This window comes from Rhodanobacter thiooxydans (assembly GCF_030291135.1).
Taxonomy (GTDB): domain Bacteria; phylum Pseudomonadota; class Gammaproteobacteria; order Xanthomonadales; family Rhodanobacteraceae; genus Rhodanobacter; species Rhodanobacter thiooxydans_A.
In genome coordinates this window covers 306,914-330,251 of record NZ_CP127409.1, presented here as the reverse complement: position 1 = coordinate 330,251, position 23,338 = coordinate 306,914, and the positions used below count along the sequence as shown (strand labels likewise).

Here is a 23,338-nt window from a genome sequence, read left to right as displayed (position 1 = left end):
GAACCGGGGAAAGCCATCGACGATCCGACACCACCAGGCCCGTTGCCTGGCGGCACGGGCACGGCGGATCTCCCCCGCTGCTGCCCACACTCAAGGATCACCGATGACTACTCCCATCCGCATCAGAGTGCTGCCGTTCGCCATCGCCTCACTGCTGGCCATGGCGCCGGTCGCCGCGCAGAACATCACCACGTCCGGCGTCAGCGGCCGGGTGCTGGACGCCCATGGCCAGCCCGTGTCGGGTGCCACGGTGACGATCGTGCACCAGCCGACCGGCACCACCAAGGAAGTGACCACCGACGCCGATGGCCGCTACGCGGCGCAGGGGTTGCGCGTGGGCGGTCCGTTCGAGATCTCCGCGGCCAAGGCCGGCATGGCCGCCGTGGAGCAGGACAACGTGTTCCTGCAGCTGGGCCAGCCATCGTCGATCAACCTGAGCATGGGTGCCAGTGCGCAGCAGGCAAGCAATCTCGGCGCGGTCACCGTAAACGCCTCGACCCTGGCGCAGACTTTCTCCTCGGACAACAAGGGGCTGTCGACCAACATCTCGCAGCGCCAGCTGCAGGCAACCCCGCAGGGCAACCGCTCGATCGACGACGTGGTGCGCCTGGACCCGCGCGTCACGGTGACCGACCAGGGCACCGGCGCGATCTCCGCCTCCGGCATGAACAACCGCTACAACAATATCGCCGTCGACGGCGTGACCCAGGGCGACCCGTTCGGCCTGAACGCGAACGGCCTGCCCTACCAGAAGTCGCCGATCTCGCCCGAGACGATCGCCGAATACAACATCTCCACCGCCAACTACGACACGTCCTCCGACACAGTCGGCGCCGACGTCAACGCGGTGACCAAGTCCGGCACCAACCAGTTCCATGGCGCGCTGTACTACGCCTACCGCAATGCCAACCACCTGGTCGGCGACGCCGGCTGGCTGCCCAGCGACAACCCGGGCTACCACTACAAGGGCTACCAGAAGGACACCACCTACGGCTTCAACGTCGGCGGCCCGATCATCAAGGACAAGCTGTTCTTCTTCGTCTCGGCCGAGCACGAGAAGACCACCGGCATCGGCGCCGATTCGGCCAACGGCCTGGACGACTCGCTGGGCAACGGTCCGTCCACCAGCAACAAGGTCTCGCCGGGCGACCTGCAGAAGATCATCGACGCGGCCAAGCAGCTTGGCCTGACCCCGGGCACGTTCGGCGGCCCGACCGGGCTGACCTACGACGACAAGCGCTACCTCGGCAAGATCGACTGGAACATCACCAACAACCACCGCGCCAGCTTCACCTTCCAGCGCACCAAGGAGCTGCTGCCCGCGGTAGGCGGCAACAGCCCGAACAGTGTGGGCCTGACCAGCTACACCTATACCAAGACGATCACCACCAACAACTACGTCGCCCATGTGTTCGACGACTGGAGCGACAGCTTCTCCACCGAAACCAAGGTCGGCTTCCAGAAGTTCGTGCAGGACACCGCCGCGCCGTTCCAGCAGCCGGCGGTGAACGTGAACCTGTCGCCGACCGGCAAGGGTCCGTCGGTGAACCTGGGCGAGGAGCGCTTCCGCCACTACAACCACATCGATACCAAGAAGTTCAGCGTGTTCCTGGCCGGCACCTATTACGTCGGCGACCACGCGATCAAGGGCGGCATCGATTACCAGAGCAACAAGATCAACAACCTGTTCGGGCAGACCGAATTCGGCCAGTACAACTTCTGGGGCATCGACAACTTCGCCGCCGGCAACTACAACTCGTACATCCTGTTCCACCCGGCGCCCGGCTACACGCTCAATGACATTGCCGGCAAGTGGACCTACAGCCAGTACAGCCCGTTCCTGCAGGACACCTGGCAGGTCAACGAGCAGTTGTCGGTGCAATACGGCGTGCGCGTGGACATCCCGCATTCCAGCGCGCCGCCGGTCTACAACGCCGCGTTCGCGCGGGCCTTCGGCTACCCGAACAACTACACGGTGGGTCCGGGCAACCGCGTGGTCGAGCCGCGCCTGTCGTTCAACTACCTGTTCGACAGCAGCTACAAGACCCAGCTGCGCGGCGGCGTCGGCCTGTTCCAGACCTCGCCGCCCACGGTGTGGATGACCAACCCGTACCAGAACAACGGCATCACCCTGCTCTCCTACAACACGTTCGATCCCTCGCAGGCGGCGTTCAGTCCGGATCCGTTCAACCAGAACATCCCGGCCGGCGGCGGCGCAGGCTCGATCGATACCATCGCCAGGGACTTCCGCCTGCCGACCGTGTGGAAGGCCAGCCTGGCGCTGGACCGCGAGCTGCCGTGGTGGGGACTGACCGCGTCGGCCGAGTACCAGCACATCCAGGTACGCGACGGCATCCTGTACCAGGCGCTGAACTTCGGCGCGCCCACCGGCGTGCTGCCGGACGGCCGCGAGCAGTTCTGGAAGACGCCGGGCGAGGCGCCAGTCTCGAAGGACGCGCTGGCCAACCAGAACCGTGCCTTCAGCACGCAGTCGACCCTGCTCACCAATACCCACAAGGGCAAGTCGGACAGCCTCACCCTGGCGCTGAACAAGCCCTTCTCGGCAAACTGGTTCGGCAACCTCAGCCTGACCTTCAACCACGCCACCGACGTCGACCCGGGCACCGACACGATCGCCTACAACGGCTACCAGCGCGTTGCCCGGCTGAACCCCAACTCCAACGTCGAGGCCACCTCCAATTACAACGTGGCCAAGGCGCTGAAGGCCTCGCTGACCTGGCAGCACGCGTTCTTCGGCGACTACCAGACCCAGGTGTCGGCGTTCTATAGCGGCCACACCGGCATGCCGTACACCTGGGTGTTCAGCAACGACGCCAATGGCGACAGCATCTCCGGCTGGGACCCGGCCTACATCCCGTCCGCCAACGACCCGAAGGTGACGTACGCGCCCGGCACCAGCCAGCAGCTGATCGACCAGTTCCAGGCATTCCTGGCCAACGAGAAGTACCTCAAGGACCACCGCGGCCAGATCGCCGGTCGCAACGGCACGCGCACCGCTTGGGTGAACGAACTGGACATGAGCTTCTCGCAGGAAGTGCCGGGCATCTTCAAGGGCAACAAGGGCGAGCTGCGTCTGGACGTCTACAACATGCTCAACCTGCTCAACAAGGACTGGGGCCAGCAGCGCAATACCGGCATCTACCCGACCCGCACGCTCGCCAGCTACGCCGGCGTGAACGCGCAGGGCCAGTACGTGTATACGCTGCCGAAAGACAAGAACGGCAACTACCAGCCGCAGCTACTGCAGACCTACGACGGTGGCTTCTACGACCCCAGCCGCGTGGTCTCGCGCTGGTCGGCGATGCTGACACTGCGCTACACGTTCTGAGCGACCCGCCACACGCAGCACGAACCGCCGGCGCCTCGATGGCGCCGGCTTTTTTTCGGACCCCGGCAGGGTCGTGCCGCCGCCGGCGTGACCGACGGCCTATTGACTACAGATGTAGTCAAGGCATATGTTGACTACATCTGTAGTCACACGGGGCCCGGCCATGCGCAAACCCACCATCGGCGACCAGGAACTGGCGCTGCTGCAGCACATCGACGACTCCGGCGCCGCCTCGGTCGGCGAGGTGGCGGCAAGTTTCGGCGAGCCGCGCGGGCTGGCCCGCTCCACCGTGCTGACCATGATGGAGCGGCTGCGCGGCAAGGGTTATCTCAAGCGCAAGCAACTGAGCGGCATGTTCCGCTACAGCACCGCCACTGGCGCCGGCGAAGCGGTGCGCAGCGCGGTGGGCAGCTTCGTCGAGAAGACGCTGAGCGGTTCGGTCTCGCCGTTCGTGGCGTGGATGTCGGAACACGGCGAAGTCTCCGACAGCGAACTGGCCGAACTCGAGGCGCTGGTGGCGCAGCTGCAATCGCGACGCAAGGGAGCATGAGATGAACACTCTCGGCCACCTCGCGGATGTGTTGTTCACCCGGCTCGTCTGGACGTCCATCCAGGCCAGCGTACTGATCGCCGTGGTGCTGCTGATCGTGCGCCTGTTGCCACGACTGCCGGCCGCGCTGCGTTGCTCGCTGTGGTGGCTGGTCAGCCTGCAATTGCTGCTCGGGCTGTGCTGGCACGCGCCACTGGCGCTGCCGCTGCTGGCACCGGTCACCACCAGCGCGAACGAGCCATCCATCCCGGCCGCGCTGGCACGCGAACCGGCAGCGTCCATCGCCCTTCGCGCCACACCGACACCATCACACGAGCCAGCACCACACAGCGTCGCGACAGAGTCACCCCTTTCCTGGCGGGTGCTGCTGCCCCTGCTCTGGCTGACGGCCATGCTGGCGCAATTACCCTTGCTGGCGCGCCAGTGGCGTCGCTCGCGTCAGTTGCTGGAGCAGGCCGCACCATTGGCCGACGTGCCGATGCAGATCCTGTGCGCGCAACGTGCACGCGCGCTCGGCCTGCGGCGTTGCCCACCGCTGTACGTCTGCGCCGATATCGATTCACCCCAGGTGAACGGCCTGCGCCAGCCGGTGGTGCTGTTTCCCGCCGTGCATGCGATGACGCCCGCCGAATCGGCGATGGCCATTGCGCACGAACTGGCTCATCTGCGGCGCGGCGACCTGTGGCTGGGCTGGCTGCCGGCCATCGCCTCGCGACTGTTCTTCTTCCATCCCATGGTGCGGTGGGCGATGCGCGAGTACGCCTTCGAACGCGAGGCCGCCTGCGACGCCGACGTGCTGCGGCAGACCGACACGCCACCCCATGCATACGCCCAGCTGCTGCTGCGCCTGGGCGTATCCCGTCCGATCCACGCCGGTCTTGCCGGCGCGTCCCCCACGTTCCAGAACCTGAAGAGGCGACTGACCATGCTCCAGCATGTTGACCCCGTTTCCCACCGGCATTTGCGCGGATGGCTGCTGGTGGCGCTGGTCGCCATGGCCGGCGTGCTGCCTTACCGCGTCACCGCCGCGAACAGCAAACAGCACAATGCCGCGTCGCCGGTGGCCAGCACCACGGCCGTTGCGCCGGCGGCACCGGTGGCCGCCATGCGATCCGTCCCCCCGGCGCCTCCAGCGCCACCCATGAACACACTACCCGCGCCTCCGCCGCCCGTTGCAGCGCTCCCGCCCCCTCCGCCGCCAAGCGCGCCCTTGCCGCCTCCGCCTCCGCCGCCCCCACCGTCTCGCACGCACAGCTTTTCAGCACACCACGTCAGTATCGAAACCTCGTCCGATGCTGCCTACGGTTTCGCCTTGCTCGATGGCGATTCGGTCACGGTCAACGGCTCGGACGCCGACGTCGATGCGGTGAACCGGCTGCGCAAGGGAAACGAGCCCATCCTGTGGTTCCGTCGCGGCAACAAGTCCTACGTGGTTCGCGACAGCACCTACCTCCAGCGTGCCAAGGCCATCTATGCACCGGTAAGCGAGCTGGGAAGACAGCAGGGTGAGCTGGGTGGCGAGCAGGGACGCCTAGGCGGCGAGCAAGGCGGGCTTGGCGCACGACAGGGTTCGCTGGGCATGCGCCAGGGGCAACTGGCCGCCGAACAGGCCAAGCTGGCAGGCGCGCAGGCGGCGCTGGACATGGATCCACACAACGACAAGCGCCGGGCCGAAGTCGAGGCGGCGCAGACACATCTGCAGGCCGGTGAAAACGACCTCGCTCGGCAACAGGACGAGCTGGCGCGCCAGCAGGATGCGCTCGCCAAACAGCAGGATGCGCTCGGCGCAAAGCAGGATGCGCTGGGCAAACGGCAGGAGCAGGCCACCGCTGAAGCCAACCGGCAGATCAGTGCCTTGATCGACGAAGCACTGGCCAAGGGCGTCGCGAAGCCGACGGCCCTGCGCTGAGCGGAATCACGGCCGCCCCGCGACGCATCGTTTTGCCCTCCCCTGCTCGCAGGGGAGGGCTGGGGCGGGGTCGCTCTTCATCAAGTCAAGGTCAAGAGCGTTACCCCCTCCTGACCTCCCCCTGCTGCGTAAGGGGAGGAACCGGACGTAGCGCTCAGCGCCAGGGCCACGCCTTCAGCTGGTACTCGTGCGGCGGCGTGTTGCCGGCCAGGTACTGCACGAAGTAGTCCCAACGACGGCGGGTGGCGTACGGGGTGGCTGCGGCGTAGCCGTGGTGGACATTCGGGATCAGCAGCAGGTCGAAATCCTTGTTCGCCTTGATCAGCGCGTCGGCCACCAGCAGGGTCTGGTAGGGCGGCACGTTGTCGTCCATGGTGCCGTGCACCAGCATCAGGCGACCCTTGAGGTTCTTGGCGAAACTCTGGTTGGCCTGGGCGTCGTAGTTGGTCTTGCCGTCCTTGTCGGTCACCAGCAGGCCCTGCCACTTCTCGGCCCAGTCGTCCTCGTAGTTGCGGTTGTCGTGGTTGCCGCTCTCGGCCCAGCCGACCTTGAAGAAGTCGGGGTAGTGGAACATCGCCGCGGCGGTGGCGTTGCCGCCGCCGGAATGGCCCCAGATGCCGACGCGGTCCAGGTCGATCCACGGATACTTCTTGCCGAGTTCCTTGATGCCAAGCACCTGGTCAGGCAGCGTGTTGTCCTCGACGTGCTCGAAGTAGGCGTCGTGGAACGCCTTGGAGCGCCACGGCGTGCCCATGCCGTCGAGCGCGATCACGATGAAGCCGAGTTCCGCCATCGCCTGGTGGTCGGCGCGTGCGGAGGAGAAGCTGCGCCCCCGCACCGAACCGGTCTGCGGGCCCGGATAGATGTAGTCGATGATCGGGTACTTCTTCGACGCATCGAAGTTCGTCGGCTTGAACATCATGCCGTACAGGTCGGTCTTGCCGTCGCGGCCCTTCACGGTGAACGGGATTGGCGGTACCCAGCCGGCGGCCTTCAGGCGCGAGATGTCGGCGGTGGCCACGCTGGCCAGCTGACGGCCGTCGACCGCGCTGCGCAGCACGGTGACCGGCGGCGTGGTCGGGGTGGAATACGCATCGACGAAGGCCTTGCCGTCCGGCGACAGCGTCACCGTATGGTCGGCCGCTTCCGGCGTCAGCAGCACCGGCTTGCCGCCGTCCAGGCTGACCTTGAAGAACTGCTGGTAGTACGGGTTCACGCCCGCCGTGCGGCCGACGCCGCGGAACCACACGGTGCGCGTCTTCGGATCGACCTTCAGCACCTCGGTGACGTTGCCGTCGCCCCTGGTGATCGCATGCTTGAGCTTGCCGCTGGTGAGGTCGTACAGGTACAGGTTGCCCCAGTTGTTGCGCTCGCTGAACCAGATCGCCTCGTTCGTCTCGGGCAGGTAGCGCCAGTTCACCGCACCATTGCCGCTCTCGTAGTACGTCGGCACCACTTCCTCGAACACCGTGCGCACCTTGCCGGTGTTCGCGTCGGCGATGCGTAACCACTCGTGCTTGTGATCGCGCGAGGTGGAGACGAAGGCCAGCGTCTTGCCGTCCGCCGCCCACTTCACGTCGTCCCAGCCGCCATCGGGGCCGCAGCTGACGTCGTCGCACAGGCTGGAGCGGTGCTGGTCCGGCGGCATCTGCAGGCGCGTGACCTTCTTCGCGGCGACATCGATGATGACGCGCTCGATCATCGTCACGTCCTTGTCGCCGACCAGCGGGTACTTCCACTTCTCCAGCTTCGGATGGCCGACGTTGGTGCTGACCAGGTACATCTCGCCAGTCTTGCGCTGGTCCTGCTGGAAGGTGGCGATCCGCTTCGAATCCGGCGACCACTCCACGATCGCGTTGTCGGTGTGCTTCCAGCCGGCGTTGTCGGTGGCGTAGCCGAAGTTCTCGACGCCGTCGGTGGTGAGCTGGGTTTCCTTGCCGCTGGCGACGTCGCGCAGCCACAGGTTCCAGTCGCGGATGAACGCCTCGCTCTGCTTGTCCGGCGACAGCGCGCCCGGCTCCTTGCCGGTCTTCACCAGCGAGGCGCGGTCGACGCAGCTCGCCTCGGCGGCGGCGAGGTCGCATACGTAGTGCTTGCCGCGCACGGCGACGTCGATGCGGCCGTCCGGCTTCGCCTCGTAGCCGGTCACCGGCAACTTCTCCGCATCGACCGGCTTGCCGCTGGCCTTGCCCAGCGCCGCGGCCAGCTTCACCTGATCGAACAGCGGCGCGGCCTTGCCGCTGGCCGCATCCATCCGCACGAAGTGATCGCCGCCGGCATCGTGGTCGACATACCAGAAGTGGCCGTCATCCAGCCAGTCGACCTTCTGCACCGCGTGATCGACCAGCGGTGCGGTGTTGTAGCTCATGAAGCGTTCCGCCTGCGCGTAGTCGTTCGCGCTCAACGTCCGTCCCTGCGCGGCCACGCCGGCGGACAATGTTCCCATGACCAGCGCGCCAAGCACGCGTGAACTGCCGATCTTCAAACCCATGTTGCGTTCCCCTTGCGGAAGCGGATTCCTGCGGTTGCCGACCCTGGCCCAGATGCACCGAACACCCGATGCTAACGTGGCATGACCGATGGCACCCCTGCCATTGGTCCCGATTGCCCCGCTCATGCCGCAAGATGCGCCACCGCATGGACGCCACGCAACCCGCACCCGTCCTCCATGGAAGCCACCCCCGATGCCGCCTGCCCCGATCGAAGCCCGCCTGCTGGAAATGGTTTTCCCCGACCACACCAATCACCTCGGCACCCTGTTCGGCGGCCAGGCGCTGGCGTGGATGGACAAGGCCGCCTTCATCGTGGCCTCGCGCTACGCACGGCGCACCGTGGTCACCGCGCGCTCGGAGGAGGTGAACTTCCGCGTGCCGGTGCGTACCGGCCAGCTGGTCGAACTGGTCGCCAGCGTGGTCAGGGTCGGCCGCAGTTCGATGCACGTCGAGGTGGAAATGACCGCCGAGGATCCGCTCAGCGGCGACCGCCGGATCTGCACCACCGGCCGCTTCGTGATGATCGCGCTGGATTCCAACGGCTCGCCCACGGCGATCCCGGCGCTGCCGGACACCATCGACCCCGCTTGACGGGCCTGCACCGGCGGTTGCACGCTGCGCCATCCATGTTCCCGGAGCCGCGCCATGTCGCAGCGCCTCAGAGTCATCGGCAATTACCTCTCGCCCTACGTGCGCAAGGTGCTGGTGTGCCTGGAGCTGAAGGGGCTGGAATATGAAGTCGACCCGATCGCGCCGTTCGTGGGCGACGACGAGTTTTCCCGGCTGAGCCCGCTGCGCCGCATCCCGGTGCTGGTCGACGGCGCGCTGGTGCTCAACGACTCCTCGGTGATCTGCCAGTACCTGGAGGACCGGCAGCCCACGCCGGCGCTCTACCCGCGCGACATCGCCGATCGCGCCCGCGCGCGCTGGCTGGAGGAATACGCCGACACGCGGCTGGCCGACGGGTTGATCTGGCGGCTGTTCTATCAACTCGCGATCAAGCGCCACATCTTCGGCGAAGTGCCCAACGAGGCGGTGGTGCAGCACGCGCGCGACCAGGCGATCCCTGCCGCACTCGACTACCTGGAGCAGCAGCTGCCGGACGACGGCTTCGTGTTCGGTGCACTGTCGATCGCCGATATCAGCCTCGCCAGCTTCTTCCGCACCGCCTCGTTCGTGCGCTACGCGATCGACGCGGAACGCTGGCCGCTGATGGCCGCGCTGGTGGCGCAGGTGCAGGCGCTGCCGGTGTTCCGGAAACTGGCCGGCTTCGAGGACTGCATGCTGCGCCTGCCGCTGGCCGAGCAGCGCGGCGCCCTTATCACCGCTGGCGCCCCGCTGACCAGCGACACGCTCGGCACCAGCACGCCGCGCCCCGGCCCACCACGCGCGTCGTGATTGCACCCTCCCCTGCAACGCAGGGGGAGGAGCCATCACGACACACGCGGGCGTGGTCCACCGTGGCGGTGAGGCTGCCCAGCCCGACGATCCGCGTCTACAGCCGCATGGCTTCGAACCGATCCATCGCGATGGTTGTCTTGCATGGATTGGTGACAGCCATCATTGAGCATGTATCCGACGACCCTCACGGCGCACCATGCGCCAACCTTCACCCACCGGAGCCGCCTCATGCAGACCCGCACTCTTGGAAAGAATGGCCCCGAAGTCTCCGCCCTCGGCCTCGGCTGCATGGGCATGAGCGCGTTCTACGGCACCCACGACGACGCCGAGTCGATCGCCACCATCCACCGCGCGATGGATCGCGGCCTCAACCTGCTCGACACCGCCGACATGTACGGTCCGCACACCAACGAGGTACTGCTGGGCAAGGCGATCAAGGGTCGCCGCGAACAGGCCTTCATCGCCACCAAGTTCGGCATCGTGCGCGACCCGGACAACCCGGCCGCACGCGGCGTCAACGGCCGTCCGGACTACGTGCGCGCCGCCTGCGACGCCAGCCTCAAGCGGCTGGGCATCGACACCATCGACTTGTACTACCAGCATCGCGTCGACCCGACCGTGCCGATCGAAGAGACCGTCGGCGCGATGGCCGGGCTGGTTAGCGCGGGCAAGGTGCGCCATCTCGGCCTGAGCGAGGCCTCCGGCGCCACGCTGGAGCGCGCGTGCAAGGTGCATCCGATCGCGGCGCTGCAAAGCGAGTTCTCGCTGTGGACGCGCGACCCGCAAACCAACGGCATGCTCGATGCCTGCCGCAAACTCGGCGTCAGCCTGGTGGCCTATTCGCCGCTGGGTCGCGGCTTCCTCACCGGCGCGATCCGCTCGCCGGACGACTTCGACGCCGACGACTACCGGCGCAACAGTCCACGCTTCATGGGCGACAACTTCACCCGCAACCTGCGGCTGGTCGAGCAGGTGAAATCACTGGCCGCCGACAAGGGCTGCTCGCCCGCGCAGCTGGCGCTGGCCTGGGTGCTGGCGCAGGGCGACGACGTGCTGGCGATTCCCGGCACGCGCAAGCGCTCACGGCTGGACGAAAACCTGGCTGCGCTCGACGTGCGGCTCAGCCCTGCCGAGCTCGCCGCCATCGACGCGGTATTCCCGCCCGATGCCGTCGCCGGCAACCGCTACGCCGACTCGATGATGCACATGGTGAACGTGTAAAACCCTGCTGCGCGCCTCCCTTGCTGCAGAAGGGAGGCGCACAGCCGCTGCCCCCCTGCACGCAGGGGAGGGCCGGGATGGGCCCCGCTCTTGATCTTCCCCCGGCAAGCCGCACCCGCAGAGCAGTTAAACTGCGCGCATGAGCACCCCCGAACACTCCCCGCTCGGCAAGGACACGGTCTACGCCGACCGTTACGATCCCGGCCTGCTGTTTCCGATCCCCCGCGCCGACAAGCGCGCCGAGATCGGCCTGGGCGAGGTGCTGCCGTTCCACGGCGTGGACATCTGGAACGCCTACGAGTTGTCGTGGCTCGACCAGCGCGGCAAGCCGCAGGTTGCCCTGGCCGAGTTCCACGTGCCGGCGGCCTCGCCCAGCATCATCGAGTCGAAGTCGTTCAAGCTGTACCTCAACGGCTTCGCGCAAGAGCGCATCGCGGACGCCGCGACGCTGTCCGCCACCCTGATGCACGACCTGTCCGCGGCGGCCGGTGCGGTGGTCAACGTGCAACTGCGCGACGCACGCGCCGCTGCGCTTCCCGTGATCGATCTGGACGGCCATCTGCTCGATGACCAGGACATCGCCATCGACCACTACGGCCCGCCAAACGCCGATTTCCTGCAGGCCGACACCACCGCCACGCCGGTGGCGGAAACCCTGGTCTCGCACTTGCTGCGCTCGAACTGCCCGGTCACCGGACAACCCGACTGGGGCAGCGTGCAGATCGCCTACCGCGGCGCACCGATCGACCACGCCGGCCTGCTGCGCTACCTGGTCTCGTTCCGCACCCACAACGAGTTCCACGAGCAATGCGTGGAACGCATCTTCGTCGACCTGACGCAGTGCTGCGCGCCACGGCAGCTCAGCGTGTACGCGCGCTACACCCGCCGCGGCGGACTGGACATCAACCCGTTCCGCAGCAGCACGCCGGCCACGCCCGCCAACCCGCGCACGGTTCGGCAGTAGGCCCGCCGACGCGCGCGTCAGTGCCGCGTGAAAGTTCAGCCATGGCCATTCCCCCCGGTAATCGACGCTTCAGATCGGCGGCGTTAGCCTCGGTGCCCTGACACCAGGCCACCCAGCGGCATCCGCCACGTCATCGACACCGGAGTTCCCATGACCCGACCCATGCGTCCCATCGCGCTGTACGGCACCCTCCTGACCGGCCTGCTGCTGCTCGGCGGCTGCGGCAAGCACGAATCGACACCGGCCAGTGCGCCGGCCCCGGCCAGCACCGCTCCGGTGGCCATCACGCCAACACCGACACCGCCGCCCGCCACTGCCAGCACGGCCGCGTCACCGCCCGCTCGCACGGCCAGCGTGGCCAGCGCCGCCCCGGTGGCCGCCCCGCCGGCCGCGCCGTTCACGGTGGCCAGGCTGACCCTGGGCAGCACGGTGAACGCCGAGCACCAGGTAACCCGCGCCAGCAACAGCTTCACCACCAACGACAAGACCATCTATGCCAGCGTCGCCACCGAAGGCAGCACCGGCGGCGCCACGCTCAACGCGAAGTGGAGCTACCTGGAAGGCCAGGGCCAGCTGGTCAGCAGCATCAGCCAGTCGATCGCCACCGACGGCCCGGCCATCACCACGTTCAAGGTGCAGAACCCCGACCTGTGGCCGGAAGGCAAGTACAAGGTCGAGATCTCGCTCGACGGCAAGCCAGTGGCGAAGCAGGATTTCCAGATCAGGAAGAGCTGAGCGGGAAACAAGTGGCAAGCAGTGAGCAACGTGCGAGCGCCATGCCGGCGATTCCGCGTTGCTCACGCATCTTCACTCAAGCCTGCCGGTTCAGCGCCTTGCACCCGATCGCCGGATCGTCGGTGAAGAACGCATCGATGCCGGTGGCGAGGTAGGCGCGGATCTCGGCGATGGAACCGGCCGCATTGAAGTCGTGCGGGTCGCTGCCGTGCCACAGGTCGAGCGGCTGGAAACCGTTCTCGGGACGGAAGGTGTACGGGTGCACTTCGAGGCCGGCGGCATGCGCGTCGCGCACCAGCGCCGTCGGCACGCCCAGCACCCGGTTGGCCGTCAGCGGGATGATCGCGCGGATGTCTGGGCCGATCGCGTCCGCATACGTGGCGATCTCGCGCAGCCCGGCCGGCGTCATCATCTGCGCGTAGCTGAGCCTGCCGCCCGCCGCGACCACGTCGTACGGCTGTTCCCCCGCGTCGCCGAGCAGTTGCAGCAGGCGGATGTTGCCGTGCGCACCGGCGAGCCGGCCGCGCAGATACCTCAGGTTGCCGACCTCGAACGACTGGATCTCCACCGGCGCCGTGCGGGTATGCTCGTGCGCGGCCAGCGCGGCCAGCAGCGCGTCCTCCATCGGCAGGCCGATGTCCCGGAAATAGCTGCCGTGCTTGATCTCCGGGATGATCCCGATGGCCTGCCCGCGATCCTTCGACCCGGCCGCGACGAGGTCGATCACCTCATCCAGCGTTGCCAGCGGAAACTCGCCGTCATGCCGCGTGCCGCGCAGCTCCGGCAACCGTTCGCGCGCGCGCAGCGTCTTCAGCTCGGCCAGGCTGAAGTCCTCGCTGAACCAGCCGGTCACCAGCTCGCCGTCGATGATCTTGCGGGTCCTGCGCGCGGCGAACCCGGGGTGGCTGCCCACGTCGGTGGTACCGCCGATCTCGTTCTCGTGGCGCGCCAGCAGCACGCCGTCCTGCGTCATCACCAGGTCCGGCTCGATGAAGTCGGCCCCATCGGCGATCGCCCGCGCATACGCCGCCAGCGTGTGCTCCGGCAGATGCGCGCTGGCGCCGCGGTGGGCGATCACCTGCACCCTGGCGGCAAGCGGCTTTTCGGCGGCGGCGATGGCAGGTGCGGACATGCCATGGAGCATAAACGAACGCGGCGGACGCGTAGCGATGCCAGCGCGCATGACGCCATGGGGCGTGCAGGGATCACGAAAAGTGGTGCGCCCGGCGGGATTCGAACCCACGACCCCTGCCTTCGGAGGGCAGTACTCTATCCAGCTGAGCTACGGGCGCATGCAAGGCCCCGCGGCAGGCCGGCCGAAGGCCGCTGCCGCGGGGGAGCGCAGTATAGCGGAGTTGCCGACGGGGGGCATGCGCGGCGGGATGTGGTGCCTTGCCCCGCACGCGCCCTGTTGCCCTGCCCCTCTCCCGCAGCGGGAGAGGGGCGCACGCGGTTTCAGCGGGCCTTGAGCAGCGCGCCCAGGGTGTCGGGCTTGCTGGTGTCGCGGACCAGGTGCGGGTACTTCAGGCCGTCGTGGTAGTCGATGCGCACGGTCTTGTACTCGTTGAAGTTCTTCACCAGCAATTCGACCGGCTGGTTCTTGTCCTTCGCGGCGGCGGTGACGGCGTCCTTGAGCGCATCGGCGTCATAGTCGTGGCCGTTGACCGCAATCACCGTCATGCCGGGCGAGATGCCGGCCTTGAATGCCGGGCCGTCCCACAGCACGTCGCCGATGGCACCCGCCTTGCCGATCGACAGGCCGAGCGAGTAGGTCAGGTCGGCGGAATGCCGGCGCGCCTCGATCGCCTTCACCGCCTCGGACGGTTTGTCGGTGTAGACCAGCTTCCAGCCATGCGACTCGATGCCGCCGGTCAGCGGGCCATGGCCGTCCAGGCGCGTGCGCAGGTACTTCGCCCAGTCGTACGGCGCGATGTCGTTGAGCGTCTTGACCACGTCCTCGAAGACGTAGGTGTTGACGTCCCACTTGCCGTTCTCCATGCCGAAGAACGCCTTGCCGAAATCGTCAATGCTCTTCTTGCCGCCGCTGAGTTCACGCAGCTTGCCGTCGACGTCGAGCCAGATCATCTGGCCGGCCGAGTAGTAATCCTCGCTGGCCTGGTAGTTGCGGTACGGCAGGGGCGCGCGCTGTGCGATCACCGGATCGTTGGTGGTGTCCTGCACGTTGCGGAAGCTGGCCAGGCCGGGGCGGCCCTTGTCGTAGGTGGCGGCGGTGAAAGCCCACATGTCGTGCGCCTGCTCGGCGTCCCACAGGCCCGAACGCGCCGCCATCACCTGGCCCCAGAACTGGGTCTGGCCCTCGTACACCCACAGCAGGGTGTCGCTCATCGGCTCGTTGAAGTTCGGCGTGGCGAGATCCGCACCGCGGCGGTACTTGCCGTCCCACGAGTGGTTGAACTCGTGCGAGAACAGGTCGCGGCCCAGTGCGTTCTTCTTCCACTCGGTGAAGAAGTCGGCCGAGGTGCCATCCTCGCTGGAGCGGTGATGTTCCAGGCCATTGCCGCTCATCTTGTCGCTGAGCGAGACCAGGAAATCGTAGTGGTCGTAGTGGTGCGCGCCGTACATCTTGTACATCTGCTGCACCAGCTCGCGGAACGGCTTGATCTGTTCCGGCTTGATCTCCAGGTACTTCGCGTCGTCGGCCACGATGTTCATGTGCACCGGCGCCTTCGCGCCCGGGTCGAGATCGATGCGCTTGAAGTACTTGCCGGCGTAGATCGGCGAATCGACCAGGTCGTTGTAGTTGATCGGCTTGAAGTGGATCGTGTCGCCATCCTTCGAGGCCACTTCCAGCGCGGTGCCGGCCTGCCAGCCGGCGGGCAGTTTCACGCTGGCCTCGGTGTTGATCTGGCGCGCGAAATGGCCGGCGGGATAGATCGTCACCGCGTTCCACTGCAGGTTGAGCATCTCCGGGGTCATCACCACGCGACCCTGGTTGCGATCCTGCGGCGACAGGAACTGGAACGTCACCTCCACGCTGCTCACGCCCTGCGGCACGTCGAGGTGGAAGGCGTACACGTTGAGTGGATCGCGCGTCCACGGCAGCACCTGGCCGTTCGCCTTCACCACCAGCCCCGCCATCTTGTCGATCGGTCCCGTCGGCGAGTGATTGCCGGGGATCCACTGCGGATACAGCAGCGTCAGCGGACCGGCAGCGACCGGCAGCGTTTCATGCACGCGGAAGATCCGATGCACCACGTCGGTGGCGTCCACCGTGACCTTCAAGGTGCCCTGGTACGGCACATCCTGCGGTGCCGGGACATCGGCGAGCGCGGCGAAACTGGCCAGGCCGAAGGCGGTAGCGGCGAGGGCGGAAGCGAGACGGGTGGCTTTCAATGTGTTCTCCGGGGGTGGAAATGGGAAGCCTGGCGGACGCTGCCGCTCGATCCGCATTCCACGGTGCGAGGCGGACAGACCAGGCAGGCTCCGGGAATCGCGTCGCGGAAAGTTGCCGCGACAGGAATCCGAGGCGTCGATGCTAGACCGGCAACGCCGGGCTTCACCCCTGCCGAAGGTCACGACGATGGCTCGCACATGAACCGGTCCGGCCGATCGCGGAGACCTGGCATCCATCTTGCTCGGCTTGCGTTGACACCCTCACCTTTCCACCCGCGGAAACCGCATGCACGCCCTGTTCAAAAGCCTCCGGCTCGCCGACAACCCGGAGCAGCGCCGCGAGTACAGCCGCTATCTGGCGCTGCGGATGGGACCGATGATCCACGCCCTGACGCTGGTGGGTGCGCTCGCCTATCTGGTGGCGGTCGTCGCCAGCACCCTGGTGCGCCACTCGCCGCTGCCGCTGTGGCTGCGCCTCGCCCCGCTGCTTCCGCTGCTGCTGGTGGCCTCGTCGACCCGGCATGTGCGGCAGCCGCGGCTGCTCAGCGCGCTGACCCTGCTGTGCATCCTGCTGCTGGAGATCGGCATCAACCTCAACGGCTTCGGTGACATGCGCGGGCATTCCATGGTGTTGCCCGGGCTGCTGTTGCCGGTGGCGTCGTCGGTGATCTGGCTGGGGCGCTGGGATTTCGTCGCGGCGATGCTGCTGTGCGCGCTGGGACCGTTGCCGTTGCTGTTGTTCGGCCGCCTCGACGGCGTGCAGGTGTTCCAGTACCTGGTCTACATGACGGTCGCGATCGCGCTGTCGACGGTGCTGCGCGCGTTCATGGCGCGCACCCTGTTCGAACAGTTCCGGCTGGAGCACCAGCTGCGCGAGCAGGCCAATACCGACGGCCTCACCGGCCTGCTGTTGCGCAACCGTTTCCTGGAGCTGGCGCGGTCCGCGATGGCCGAGCTGCACCACCAGCAGCAGCCGGCCTGCATGCTGTTCCTGGATGCCGACCACTTCAAGCAGATCAACGACCAGTACGGCCACGCCGCCGGCGACGCCGCGCTGATCGCGCTGGCCGCGGCGATGCGCCGGCAGATGCGCCAGGACGACCTGATCGGCCGCATCGGCGGCGAGGAGTTCGCGATGCTGCTGCCCGGCAACAACCTGGAGCAGGCGCGCCAGCGTGCCGAGCAGTTGCGTCAGTCGATACACGAGATCCGGCGCCCGGACGGCCCGCTCACCGTCAGCATCGGCATCGCCGAATGCTCGCCACGCTGCTGCGACGACATCGAGGCCCTGCTGGCGCGCGCCGACCAGGCCATGCGCCAGGCCAAGAACGCCGGGCGCAATCGGGTGGTGTGCAGCCCCGACGATTGCTGAGTGTCGCGGGCGTTACGTCCGCCCGCCCTGTTCCATCCGGCTGTGCCGGATACCGTAGGCGAAGTAGATCACGCAGCCGATCGCCATCCAGAGGATGAAGCGCTCGTAGGTGATCCACGGCAGGCCATAGATCAGCGCCACGGAAAACAGAATGCCCAGGGGCGCGGTGAACCACACCGCCGGCGTGCGGAAGTTGCGCTGCAGGTCGGGCCGGCGCACGCGCAGCAGCATGATCGAGGCGCAGATGATGATGAAGGCGCTGAGCGTGCCGATGTTGACCAGCTCGGCCACCTCGCCGATCGGCAGCAGGCCGGCCACCAGCGCGGTGAACACGCCGATGATCAGGGTCGGCCGCGCCGGCGTGCCGAAGCGCGGGCTGACCCTGGCGAACCATGCCGGCAGCAGGCCGTCGCGGGCCAGCGCGAACCAGATCCGCGCCGCGCCCAGCATGAAGGCGAACAGCACGCTGGTGACGCCGATCACCGCCGCCGCCGCGATGGTCACGCTGAGCCAGTGCAGGCCGATCGACTCGAACGCGTCGGACACCGAGGCTTCGCCGCCCAGGTTGCTGTAGTGGGTGATGCCGGTGAGCACCAGCGACACCGCGAGGTACAGCACCATCGCGATCGCCAGCGACAGCAGCACCGCGCGCGGCAGGTCACGCTGCGGGTGCTTCGACTCCTCTGCCGCGGTGGTCAGCGTGTCGTAGCCGAACACCGCGAAGAACACCACGCTGGCGCCGGTCAGCACGCCTTGCCAGCCGAAGTGGCCGATGCCGGTGACGGCATCGACTACCCGCGGCGGCACGAACGGGTGCCAGTTCGCCGTATCGATGTAGAACACGCCCACCAGCACCACCAACAGCACGCCGATCACCTTGATTGCCACCACTGCGGTGTTGAAGCGCGCGCCCCACTCGGTGCGCACGGTCAGCAGCACGGCGACCGCCAGCGACACCGCCGCCGCGATCACGTTGAAGCGATGGCCGTCGCTCGGCCCGGCGATGGCGTTGGTACCGTGCAGGCCGAACAGCTGTTGCAGGTAGTACTGCATGGTCTGCGCGCTCATGCTCTGCTGCGCCCACTCCGGCAGGTGCACGCCGGCGGAGTTCAGCAGCACCTGCACGTAGCCGGACCAGCCGATCGCGACCACCGCCACCACCAGCGCGTATTCCAGCAGCAGGTCCCAGCCGATGATCCACGCGGCGAACTCGCCGAGCACCGCGTAGCCGTAGGTATAGGCGCTGCCGGTAACCGGGATCAGCCCGGCGAACTCGGCGTAGCACAGCGCCGCGCAGGCGCTGCCGACGCCGGCGATGAGGAAACTGATCGCCACCGCGGGGCCGGCGTTCATCGCCGCCTGCTGGCCGGCCAGCACGAAGATGCCCACGCCGATGATGCCGCCGATGCCGATCGCGGTGAGCTGCCACAAGCCCAGCACGCGGCGGAAATCGCCGCGCGTGCCGGCCTCCGCCTGCAGCTGCTCGACCGTCTTGTGGCGCACCAGCTTGCTGAAGAATCCCATCGTCTGCCCCTGAGTCAAACAAGCGGCGATCATAGCGAATGCGCACGCAGGCACCCAGCGCGGTGCAGCACGGTTGCCGCCGGACCGTCGAAGTGCCGCGCAAATCCCGCAGGGCGGGCAACGGCCGCCGCTTTTGCCGGAGCAGACGGCCGGCGGGCGGTGCCCGCCCTAGCGCAGCGAAGCAGCTGCGGATTCAGCGGGAACAGCGGCCACGCCCGCGCCGACCGACGACGGGCGCAGCCATGGCAGTGCGAGCGCGCTGAGTCCGAACACCAGCGCGATCGCCAACGCGAGATGGCCGTCCAGATGGCCGACGCCGAACCAGCGTCCGCTGAGCAGCGGTACCGCGGCGGTAGCCAGCACGCGCACGCCTTCCGCCCACGGCGCCCAGCGGCGACCTTCCATCAGCGCGCCGAGCACGCACAGGCCGGCAACCAGATAGATCGCATACAGCAGCAATTCCGGCAAACTGGCCTTGCCGGCCATGCCGAGGAACTGCGTGGTCATGCCCAGCAGCAGCGCGAACTGCAGCAGTACATAGACCTTCAGTGGCCGCGACAGCGGCGGGTCGAAACGCTCGCTCGGCATCACGAAATCCGGCTTCGGGTAGCGTGCCGTCACATCGGCCGGGCGCCAGCCCGGCGGCTTCAGCCACACCAGCAGCTTGTCGCGCCAGCGCCGCGCGTGCCACGCGTCCACCGCGCTATGCCAGTACACCTCGGCGTTGGCCCACAGCGGGTTCCAGCTGCGCAGCGGCGAACGGGTGCCGTACACCGGCGGGTCGGCGGCGTCCTCCTCCACGAAAGTGCCGAACAGGCGGTCCCACACAATCAGGATGCCGCCGTAGTTGCGGTCGAGGTAGCGGTCATTCACCGCGTGGTGCGCGCGATGGTTGGACGGCGAGCAGAACACCCTGTCGAACCAGCCGAGCCGGCCGATCTGCTCGGTGTGCACCCAGAACTGGTACAGCAGGTCGATCAGCGCCACCACCACGAACACCTGCAGCGGCACGCCAAGCACGGCCAGCGGCAGGTAGAACAGCCAGCCCAGCAGCATGCCGCTGCCGGTCTGGCGCAGCGCGGTGGACAGGTTGTAACGCTCGCTCTGGTGGTGCACCACGTGCGCGGCCCACAGGATGTTCACCCGGTGCCCGGCGCGGTGCAGCCAGTAGTAGCAGAAGTCGTAGCCCAGCAGCGCGCCGGCCCACACCAGCAGGTTGTCCGCCGGCAGCACGAACAGCGCCAGGTGTTCGACGCACCACGCATAGATACCGATGGTCAGCAGCTTGCCGAACACGCCGACCAGCTGCGAGATCACGCCCAGCCCGATGCTGTTGATCGCGTCGTTGCTGGCGTAGGCGTCGCGCCCGCGCCGCTTCGCCACCAGCAGCTCGATGCCGATCAGCAGAAAGAACACCGGGGTGGCCCAGGTGATGATGAGTTCCTGTGTATTCACTACCCTGCCCCGTTCGCCGTACCGACGCGCTGCACCGAGCGCGCGATCCACCACAGCGCCAGATAATACGCCGAGAGCACCCACAGGCTGGCCAGCGGCAGCGGGCCGCGGAAGCGATCCCAGGCCAGCAGGCTGTCGCTGAGCATGAAGGTGAGCGCACCGAGCGCGGCCAGTCGCGCGGCCGGTGCCTGCGCATCGCCGCGCCGGGCAAACATCCGCGCGCGCACCAGCGCCTGCCCGCCCATGCTCGCCAGCACCAGCACGTACACGACCACCGGCACGCGCAGCGGCGCGCCGATCGCATCCCACAGTAGATAAAGGTTCGCCGCGCCGTAGCCGAGCGTGACCAGCAGCAGCCACGGCCGCGCGGCGAAGCGGCTGTCGCCGAGGAACGCGGCGATGAAGCACAGGTGGCCGCACAGGAACGACAGCAGTCCCGGCACGAACAGGTCGCCCGGCATCATCAGGAACACGTCGCCGAGCAGCGAGCAGGCGATCCCGGCCAGGATCCAGCGCCGGTAGCGCGACGACTGCGCCGGACGCGCGCGCCACGCCAGCACGAAGATCAGCACGGTGGCCAGCGGCTTGCCGCACCAGTGCAGCCAGCGCCAGCCCTGGCCAGGATCGGCAGCAGCCAGCAGCGCGCCGGCGATCGCGGCGATCGCGGCGCCCAGCGTGGCCAGCGCCAGCCCGCGCGGGTGTGGCGCGGACTCGCTGGCGAAGGTGGCGATGGACATGGGCGATCCGGGTGACGAAGCTTGCCCGATCATAGCCCGGGCGATCGCGTCGGCGATGAGCATGACAAGGGCATGCGACCGTGCCGTGGCAACGGCACGGCCGTGCTCAATCCTTGCCGTACATCCGGCGATACACCGCGCTCACCCGCTCCTCCAGCGCACCACCCTGATGCGCCCGCCTGAACGCGTCGTTGAGCTGCTTCTCGGCGGCGTGCAGATCGCGCAGGAACTGCCGGGCGTCGTCCGACAGGCCGCCGTCGGCCATCCGTCGTTCGAGGCTGGCGGCGGAGCTTTCCCGGCGTGGCGGCTTGCGCTGGTTCATGCCCAGGGGCAAGCAAGACGCCTGCCAGTAGCGCCGGCACCGGCGCCACGCAGAAGCGACGCCTGGCGCCGGCCTGCCGGCATGGCCGCTGGCGACGGAAACTGCCGCGGCGGGTCACTGATACACGTGCAGCCGGCCGATCGTCCAGGCGTGGTAGGACGCCAGCAGGCCCGGTACGGCGCAGTCGTCGTACAGGCCGTGGCAGCGTTCGCGCAACTCGGTCGCCGCGGTGAAGTACGCGTCGGTAGGCACGCCCGCTGCCTGCAGCACCATGCTGGGCAGGAAGGCGATGTCGAGCAGCGGGTACTGCGGCAACGGCGGGCCGGCGACGTTGCTCTTCAGCATGTAGTAGGTGAGGTAGTCGCGGTACGGCCGCAGCGCCGGCGGCAAGCGACGCGGCAGATCGCGGATCAGGCCGTTGAAGGACGGCTGGTGGTCGCCGAAGTGCAACAGCACGGTCGGCTGCGCGCGGTCAAGGAAGGCGTGCTCCAGCGCACGCATGGCCAGGTCCGAAGCGTGCAGGCGCGCGAGGTAGGTGTCGAAGTTCAGCGCGGTGTCCGCCGGCAGCCCGCGCAGCAGGTCGCGGTAGGGTCGCGGCAGCTTCGCCATCGGCTCGTGGTCGTGCGGGCCATGCTGGTTCAGCGTCAGGATCATCAGGAACACCGGCTGCCCCGGCTTCTTCACCTTGTCGTAGATGCGCTTTGCCGCCGCGAACATCTGTGCGTCGCTCTCCTCCCACTCCTCCAGGCCGAGTTCCCCGGCGCCGTACAGGTGGTCGAAGCCGTAGGCCTGGTACGCGTTGCGCCCGTTGATGAAGTCGGCACTGGTCGGGTAGACGCCGATGGTGAGGTAACCGAGCCGGCGCAGCTGCAAGGCCAGCGCGTCGTGCACGTTCGGCGCCAGCACGTACGGCGCGTACATGCCGCCGGGACCGAAGATATCCTGCGGCATGCCGGTCAGCGCGGCGAACTCGCTGACCCAGGTGCCGCCACCGAAGGTATGCACGCGCAGCATGCCGTGCGCGCGGGTGCGCGCATCGGGGCGGAACATCGCCACCCGGCACGGCGGCACGTTGCAGGCATCGTAGATCGACGGGTCGAAGGTGCTTTCCTCCAGCACCTGCACGATGTCCGGATACGGTGGCGGCGTGCTGCCGGGGGCGCCCTGCGCGGTGGCGCCCCAGTCCTGCTCGGCCACGGCGTCGTCGGCCATCGCCGGCAGCTCCACGTCGGCGTCGTGCAGGTTGACGAAGAAGTTGGTCAGCTGCGCATCGTCGGACATCTTCTGCCACGCGTTGCGCGAGTGCACCCGCGCGAACGGCCCGCTGGGCAGCATGCACAGCCACAGCGCCAGCGCGCACGACGCGACGCCGCCAAGGCGCATGCCGGCGACGCGCCGCGACCGCGGCCGCGCCAGCACGCGCCAGTCCCAGCGCCACACCAGGTACAGCAGCGGTGGCAGCAGCACGCCCAGGCCGATCCCCACCGTGTACAGGTGCGGATAGTGGCGCAGCGTGTCGAGCAGGCTGGTGCGCACGTAATAGATGAAGTCCGACGGCATCAGCTGCGAATCGAGGTAGCGCAGCTTCAGCACCGCCACTGACTTCAGCAGCAGGAACAGCCCGCCGCCGACCAGCAGCGCCGTGCCGAGCCGACCGAACGCGAACAGCAGCACGCCGGACGTGCACAGCATCAGCCCCATGATGAAGCCGCGCTGCAGCGGCTGCGGCTCCTGCCAGGCGGTGAGCGCGATGCAGCCGGCGAAGAACGCCAGCGCGCACAGCACCACCGCACCCGCCCGCGTGGGACGCAACGACATTCGACGCATGGCTGGAAAGTCCCCCTGCAGGACGGGTATCACCGAAGTGCCATCTTACGGTCTTGCAACGGCAACAAAGCGCCCCCCCGGCACATCGTTCCACTGGCGTTGGGCCTGGCGCCGCTGGCGAGGCGC

At 67.7% G+C, this 23,338-nt stretch carries 17 protein-coding genes and 1 tRNA gene; 9 read left to right on the top strand and 9 right to left on the bottom strand.

What is annotated here, in order from left to right; translation table 11 throughout:
- Positions 1-103: 103 nt before the first annotated feature.
- From QQA13_RS01360 to QQA13_RS01350, 3 genes are all read left to right on the top strand, one after another.
- Complete coding sequence (locus QQA13_RS01360; RefSeq protein WP_108472062.1) at positions 104-3,349, top strand: TonB-dependent receptor; 3,246 nt, start codon at positions 104-106, stop codon at positions 3,347-3,349.
- Positions 3,350-3,512: 163 nt separating this feature from the next.
- The gene (locus QQA13_RS01355; RefSeq protein ID WP_108472063.1) at positions 3,513-3,899 is read left to right on the top strand and encodes a BlaI/MecI/CopY family transcriptional regulator; all 387 of its coding nucleotides are present in this window, start codon (positions 3,513-3,515) and stop codon (positions 3,897-3,899) included.
- A gap of 1 nt (position 3,900) precedes the next feature.
- Positions 3,901-5,808 carry a M56 family metallopeptidase gene (locus tag QQA13_RS01350; RefSeq protein WP_108472064.1) on the top strand — a complete coding sequence of 636 codons (1,908 nt, stop codon included), beginning with the start codon at positions 3,901-3,903 and terminating at the stop codon, positions 5,806-5,808.
- 154 nt (positions 5,809-5,962) lie between these two features.
- Here the strand turns inward: QQA13_RS01350 and QQA13_RS01345 are convergent, their stop codons facing one another.
- A complete protein-coding gene (locus tag QQA13_RS01345) occupies positions 5,963-8,299 on the bottom strand; it encodes a S9 family peptidase (protein ID WP_108472065.1) in 2,337 nt (778 codons plus the stop codon).
- Between the two features lie 193 nt (positions 8,300-8,492).
- Between QQA13_RS01345 and QQA13_RS01340 the strand changes: the two genes are divergently transcribed.
- The 5 genes from QQA13_RS01340 (at position 8,493) to QQA13_RS01320 (ending at position 12,621) form a co-directional block, all read left to right on the top strand.
- Complete coding sequence (locus tag QQA13_RS01340; protein WP_108472066.1) at positions 8,493-8,891, top strand: acyl-CoA thioesterase; 399 nt, start codon at positions 8,493-8,495, stop codon at positions 8,889-8,891.
- Between the two features lie 54 nt (positions 8,892-8,945).
- Positions 8,946-9,698 (top strand): glutathione S-transferase family protein, encoded by a 753-nt coding sequence (locus QQA13_RS01335; protein WP_108472067.1) that lies wholly within the window; start codon positions 8,946-8,948, stop codon positions 9,696-9,698.
- 231 nt (positions 9,699-9,929) lie between these two features.
- Entirely contained in the window at positions 9,930-10,922 is a 993-nt protein-coding gene (locus QQA13_RS01330) for an aldo/keto reductase (protein ID WP_108472068.1), read from the top strand.
- A gap of 139 nt (positions 10,923-11,061) precedes the next feature.
- Positions 11,062-11,886: an NADPH-dependent 7-cyano-7-deazaguanine reductase QueF gene (gene queF / locus QQA13_RS01325; RefSeq protein ID WP_108472069.1), complete on the top strand. Its 825-nt coding sequence runs from the start codon at positions 11,062-11,064 to the stop codon at positions 11,884-11,886.
- Between the two features lie 150 nt (positions 11,887-12,036).
- A complete protein-coding gene (locus QQA13_RS01320) occupies positions 12,037-12,621 on the top strand; it encodes a hypothetical protein (protein WP_108472070.1) in 585 nt (194 codons plus the stop codon).
- Between the two features lie 76 nt (positions 12,622-12,697).
- Here QQA13_RS01320 and QQA13_RS01315 read toward each other — a convergent pair whose 3' ends face one another.
- The 3 genes from QQA13_RS01315 to QQA13_RS01305 form a co-directional block, all read right to left on the bottom strand.
- On the bottom strand, positions 12,698-13,753 hold the full coding sequence (locus QQA13_RS01315; protein WP_234411341.1) for a glycerophosphodiester phosphodiesterase: 1,056 nt from the start codon (positions 13,751-13,753) through the stop codon (positions 12,698-12,700).
- Between the two features lie 83 nt (positions 13,754-13,836).
- Positions 13,837-13,913 (bottom strand) — tRNA-Arg (locus tag QQA13_RS01310).
- Between the two features lie 163 nt (positions 13,914-14,076).
- A complete protein-coding gene (locus tag QQA13_RS01305) occupies positions 14,077-15,975 on the bottom strand; it encodes a M61 family metallopeptidase (protein WP_108472072.1) in 1,899 nt (632 codons plus the stop codon).
- A 286-nt stretch (positions 15,976-16,261) separates the two neighbouring features.
- Here QQA13_RS01305 and QQA13_RS01300 point away from each other — a divergent pair, with 286 nt between their 5' ends.
- Positions 16,262-17,347 carry a GGDEF domain-containing protein gene (locus tag QQA13_RS01300; RefSeq protein WP_108472073.1) on the top strand — a complete coding sequence of 362 codons (1,086 nt, stop codon included), beginning with the start codon at positions 16,262-16,264 and terminating at the stop codon, positions 17,345-17,347.
- Between the two features lie 12 nt (positions 17,348-17,359).
- Here QQA13_RS01300 and QQA13_RS01295 read toward each other — a convergent pair whose 3' ends face one another.
- The 5 genes from QQA13_RS01295 to QQA13_RS01275 form a co-directional block, all read right to left on the bottom strand.
- A complete protein-coding gene (locus QQA13_RS01295) occupies positions 17,360-18,871 on the bottom strand; it encodes an amino acid permease (RefSeq protein WP_108472074.1) in 1,512 nt (503 codons plus the stop codon).
- Positions 18,872-19,039: 168 nt separating this feature from the next.
- A complete protein-coding gene (locus QQA13_RS01290; protein WP_108472075.1) occupies positions 19,040-20,326 on the bottom strand; it encodes a sterol desaturase family protein in 1,287 nt (428 codons plus the stop codon).
- Positions 20,326-21,063, bottom strand: a complete 738-nt coding sequence (locus QQA13_RS01285) for a lysoplasmalogenase (RefSeq protein ID WP_108472076.1) — start codon at positions 21,061-21,063, stop codon at positions 20,326-20,328. Before QQA13_RS01285 ends, QQA13_RS01290 begins: the two co-directional genes overlap by 1 nt.
- Positions 21,064-21,169: 106 nt before the next feature.
- Complete coding sequence (locus tag QQA13_RS01280; RefSeq protein WP_234411342.1) at positions 21,170-21,397, bottom strand: hypothetical protein; 228 nt, start codon at positions 21,395-21,397, stop codon at positions 21,170-21,172.
- 102 nt (positions 21,398-21,499) lie between these two features.
- Positions 21,500-23,212, bottom strand: coding sequence for a sulfatase-like hydrolase/transferase (locus QQA13_RS01275; RefSeq protein ID WP_234411343.1), 1,713 nt, complete (start codon positions 23,210-23,212; stop codon positions 21,500-21,502).
- Positions 23,213-23,338: the final 126 nt, after the last annotated feature.

Bases quoted from the DNA above. Each gene is read 5' to 3' on its own strand.
- QQA13_RS01340 (WP_108472066.1), top strand. From the start codon at position 8,493: ATGCCGCCTGCCCCGATCGAAGCCCGCCTGCTGGAAATGGTTTTCCCC.
- QQA13_RS01295 (WP_108472074.1), bottom strand. From the start codon at position 18,871: ATGGGATTCTTCAGCAAGCTGGTGCGCCACAAGACGGTCGAGCAGCTG.
- QQA13_RS01285 (WP_108472076.1), bottom strand. From the start codon at position 21,063: ATGTCCATCGCCACCTTCGCCAGCGAGTCCGCGCCACACCCGCGCGGG.
- QQA13_RS01360 (WP_108472062.1), top strand. From the start codon at position 104: ATGACTACTCCCATCCGCATCAGAGTGCTGCCGTTCGCCATCGCCTCA.
- queF (WP_108472069.1), top strand. From the start codon at position 11,062: ATGAGCACCCCCGAACACTCCCCGCTCGGCAAGGACACGGTCTACGCC.
- QQA13_RS01300 (WP_108472073.1), top strand. From the start codon at position 16,262: ATGCACGCCCTGTTCAAAAGCCTCCGGCTCGCCGACAACCCGGAGCAG.
- QQA13_RS01275 (WP_234411343.1), bottom strand. From the start codon at position 23,212: ATGCGTCGAATGTCGTTGCGTCCCACGCGGGCGGGTGCGGTGGTGCTG.
- QQA13_RS01335 (WP_108472067.1), top strand. From the start codon at position 8,946: ATGTCGCAGCGCCTCAGAGTCATCGGCAATTACCTCTCGCCCTACGTG.
- QQA13_RS01315 (WP_234411341.1), bottom strand. From the start codon at position 13,753: ATGTCCGCACCTGCCATCGCCGCCGCCGAAAAGCCGCTTGCCGCCAGG.
- QQA13_RS01345 (WP_108472065.1), bottom strand. From the start codon at position 8,299: ATGGGTTTGAAGATCGGCAGTTCACGCGTGCTTGGCGCGCTGGTCATG.
- QQA13_RS01355 (WP_108472063.1), top strand. From the start codon at position 3,513: ATGCGCAAACCCACCATCGGCGACCAGGAACTGGCGCTGCTGCAGCAC.
- QQA13_RS01320 (WP_108472070.1), top strand. From the start codon at position 12,037: ATGACCCGACCCATGCGTCCCATCGCGCTGTACGGCACCCTCCTGACC.
- QQA13_RS01350 (WP_108472064.1), top strand. From the start codon at position 3,901: ATGAACACTCTCGGCCACCTCGCGGATGTGTTGTTCACCCGGCTCGTC.
- QQA13_RS01330 (WP_108472068.1), top strand. From the start codon at position 9,930: ATGCAGACCCGCACTCTTGGAAAGAATGGCCCCGAAGTCTCCGCCCTC.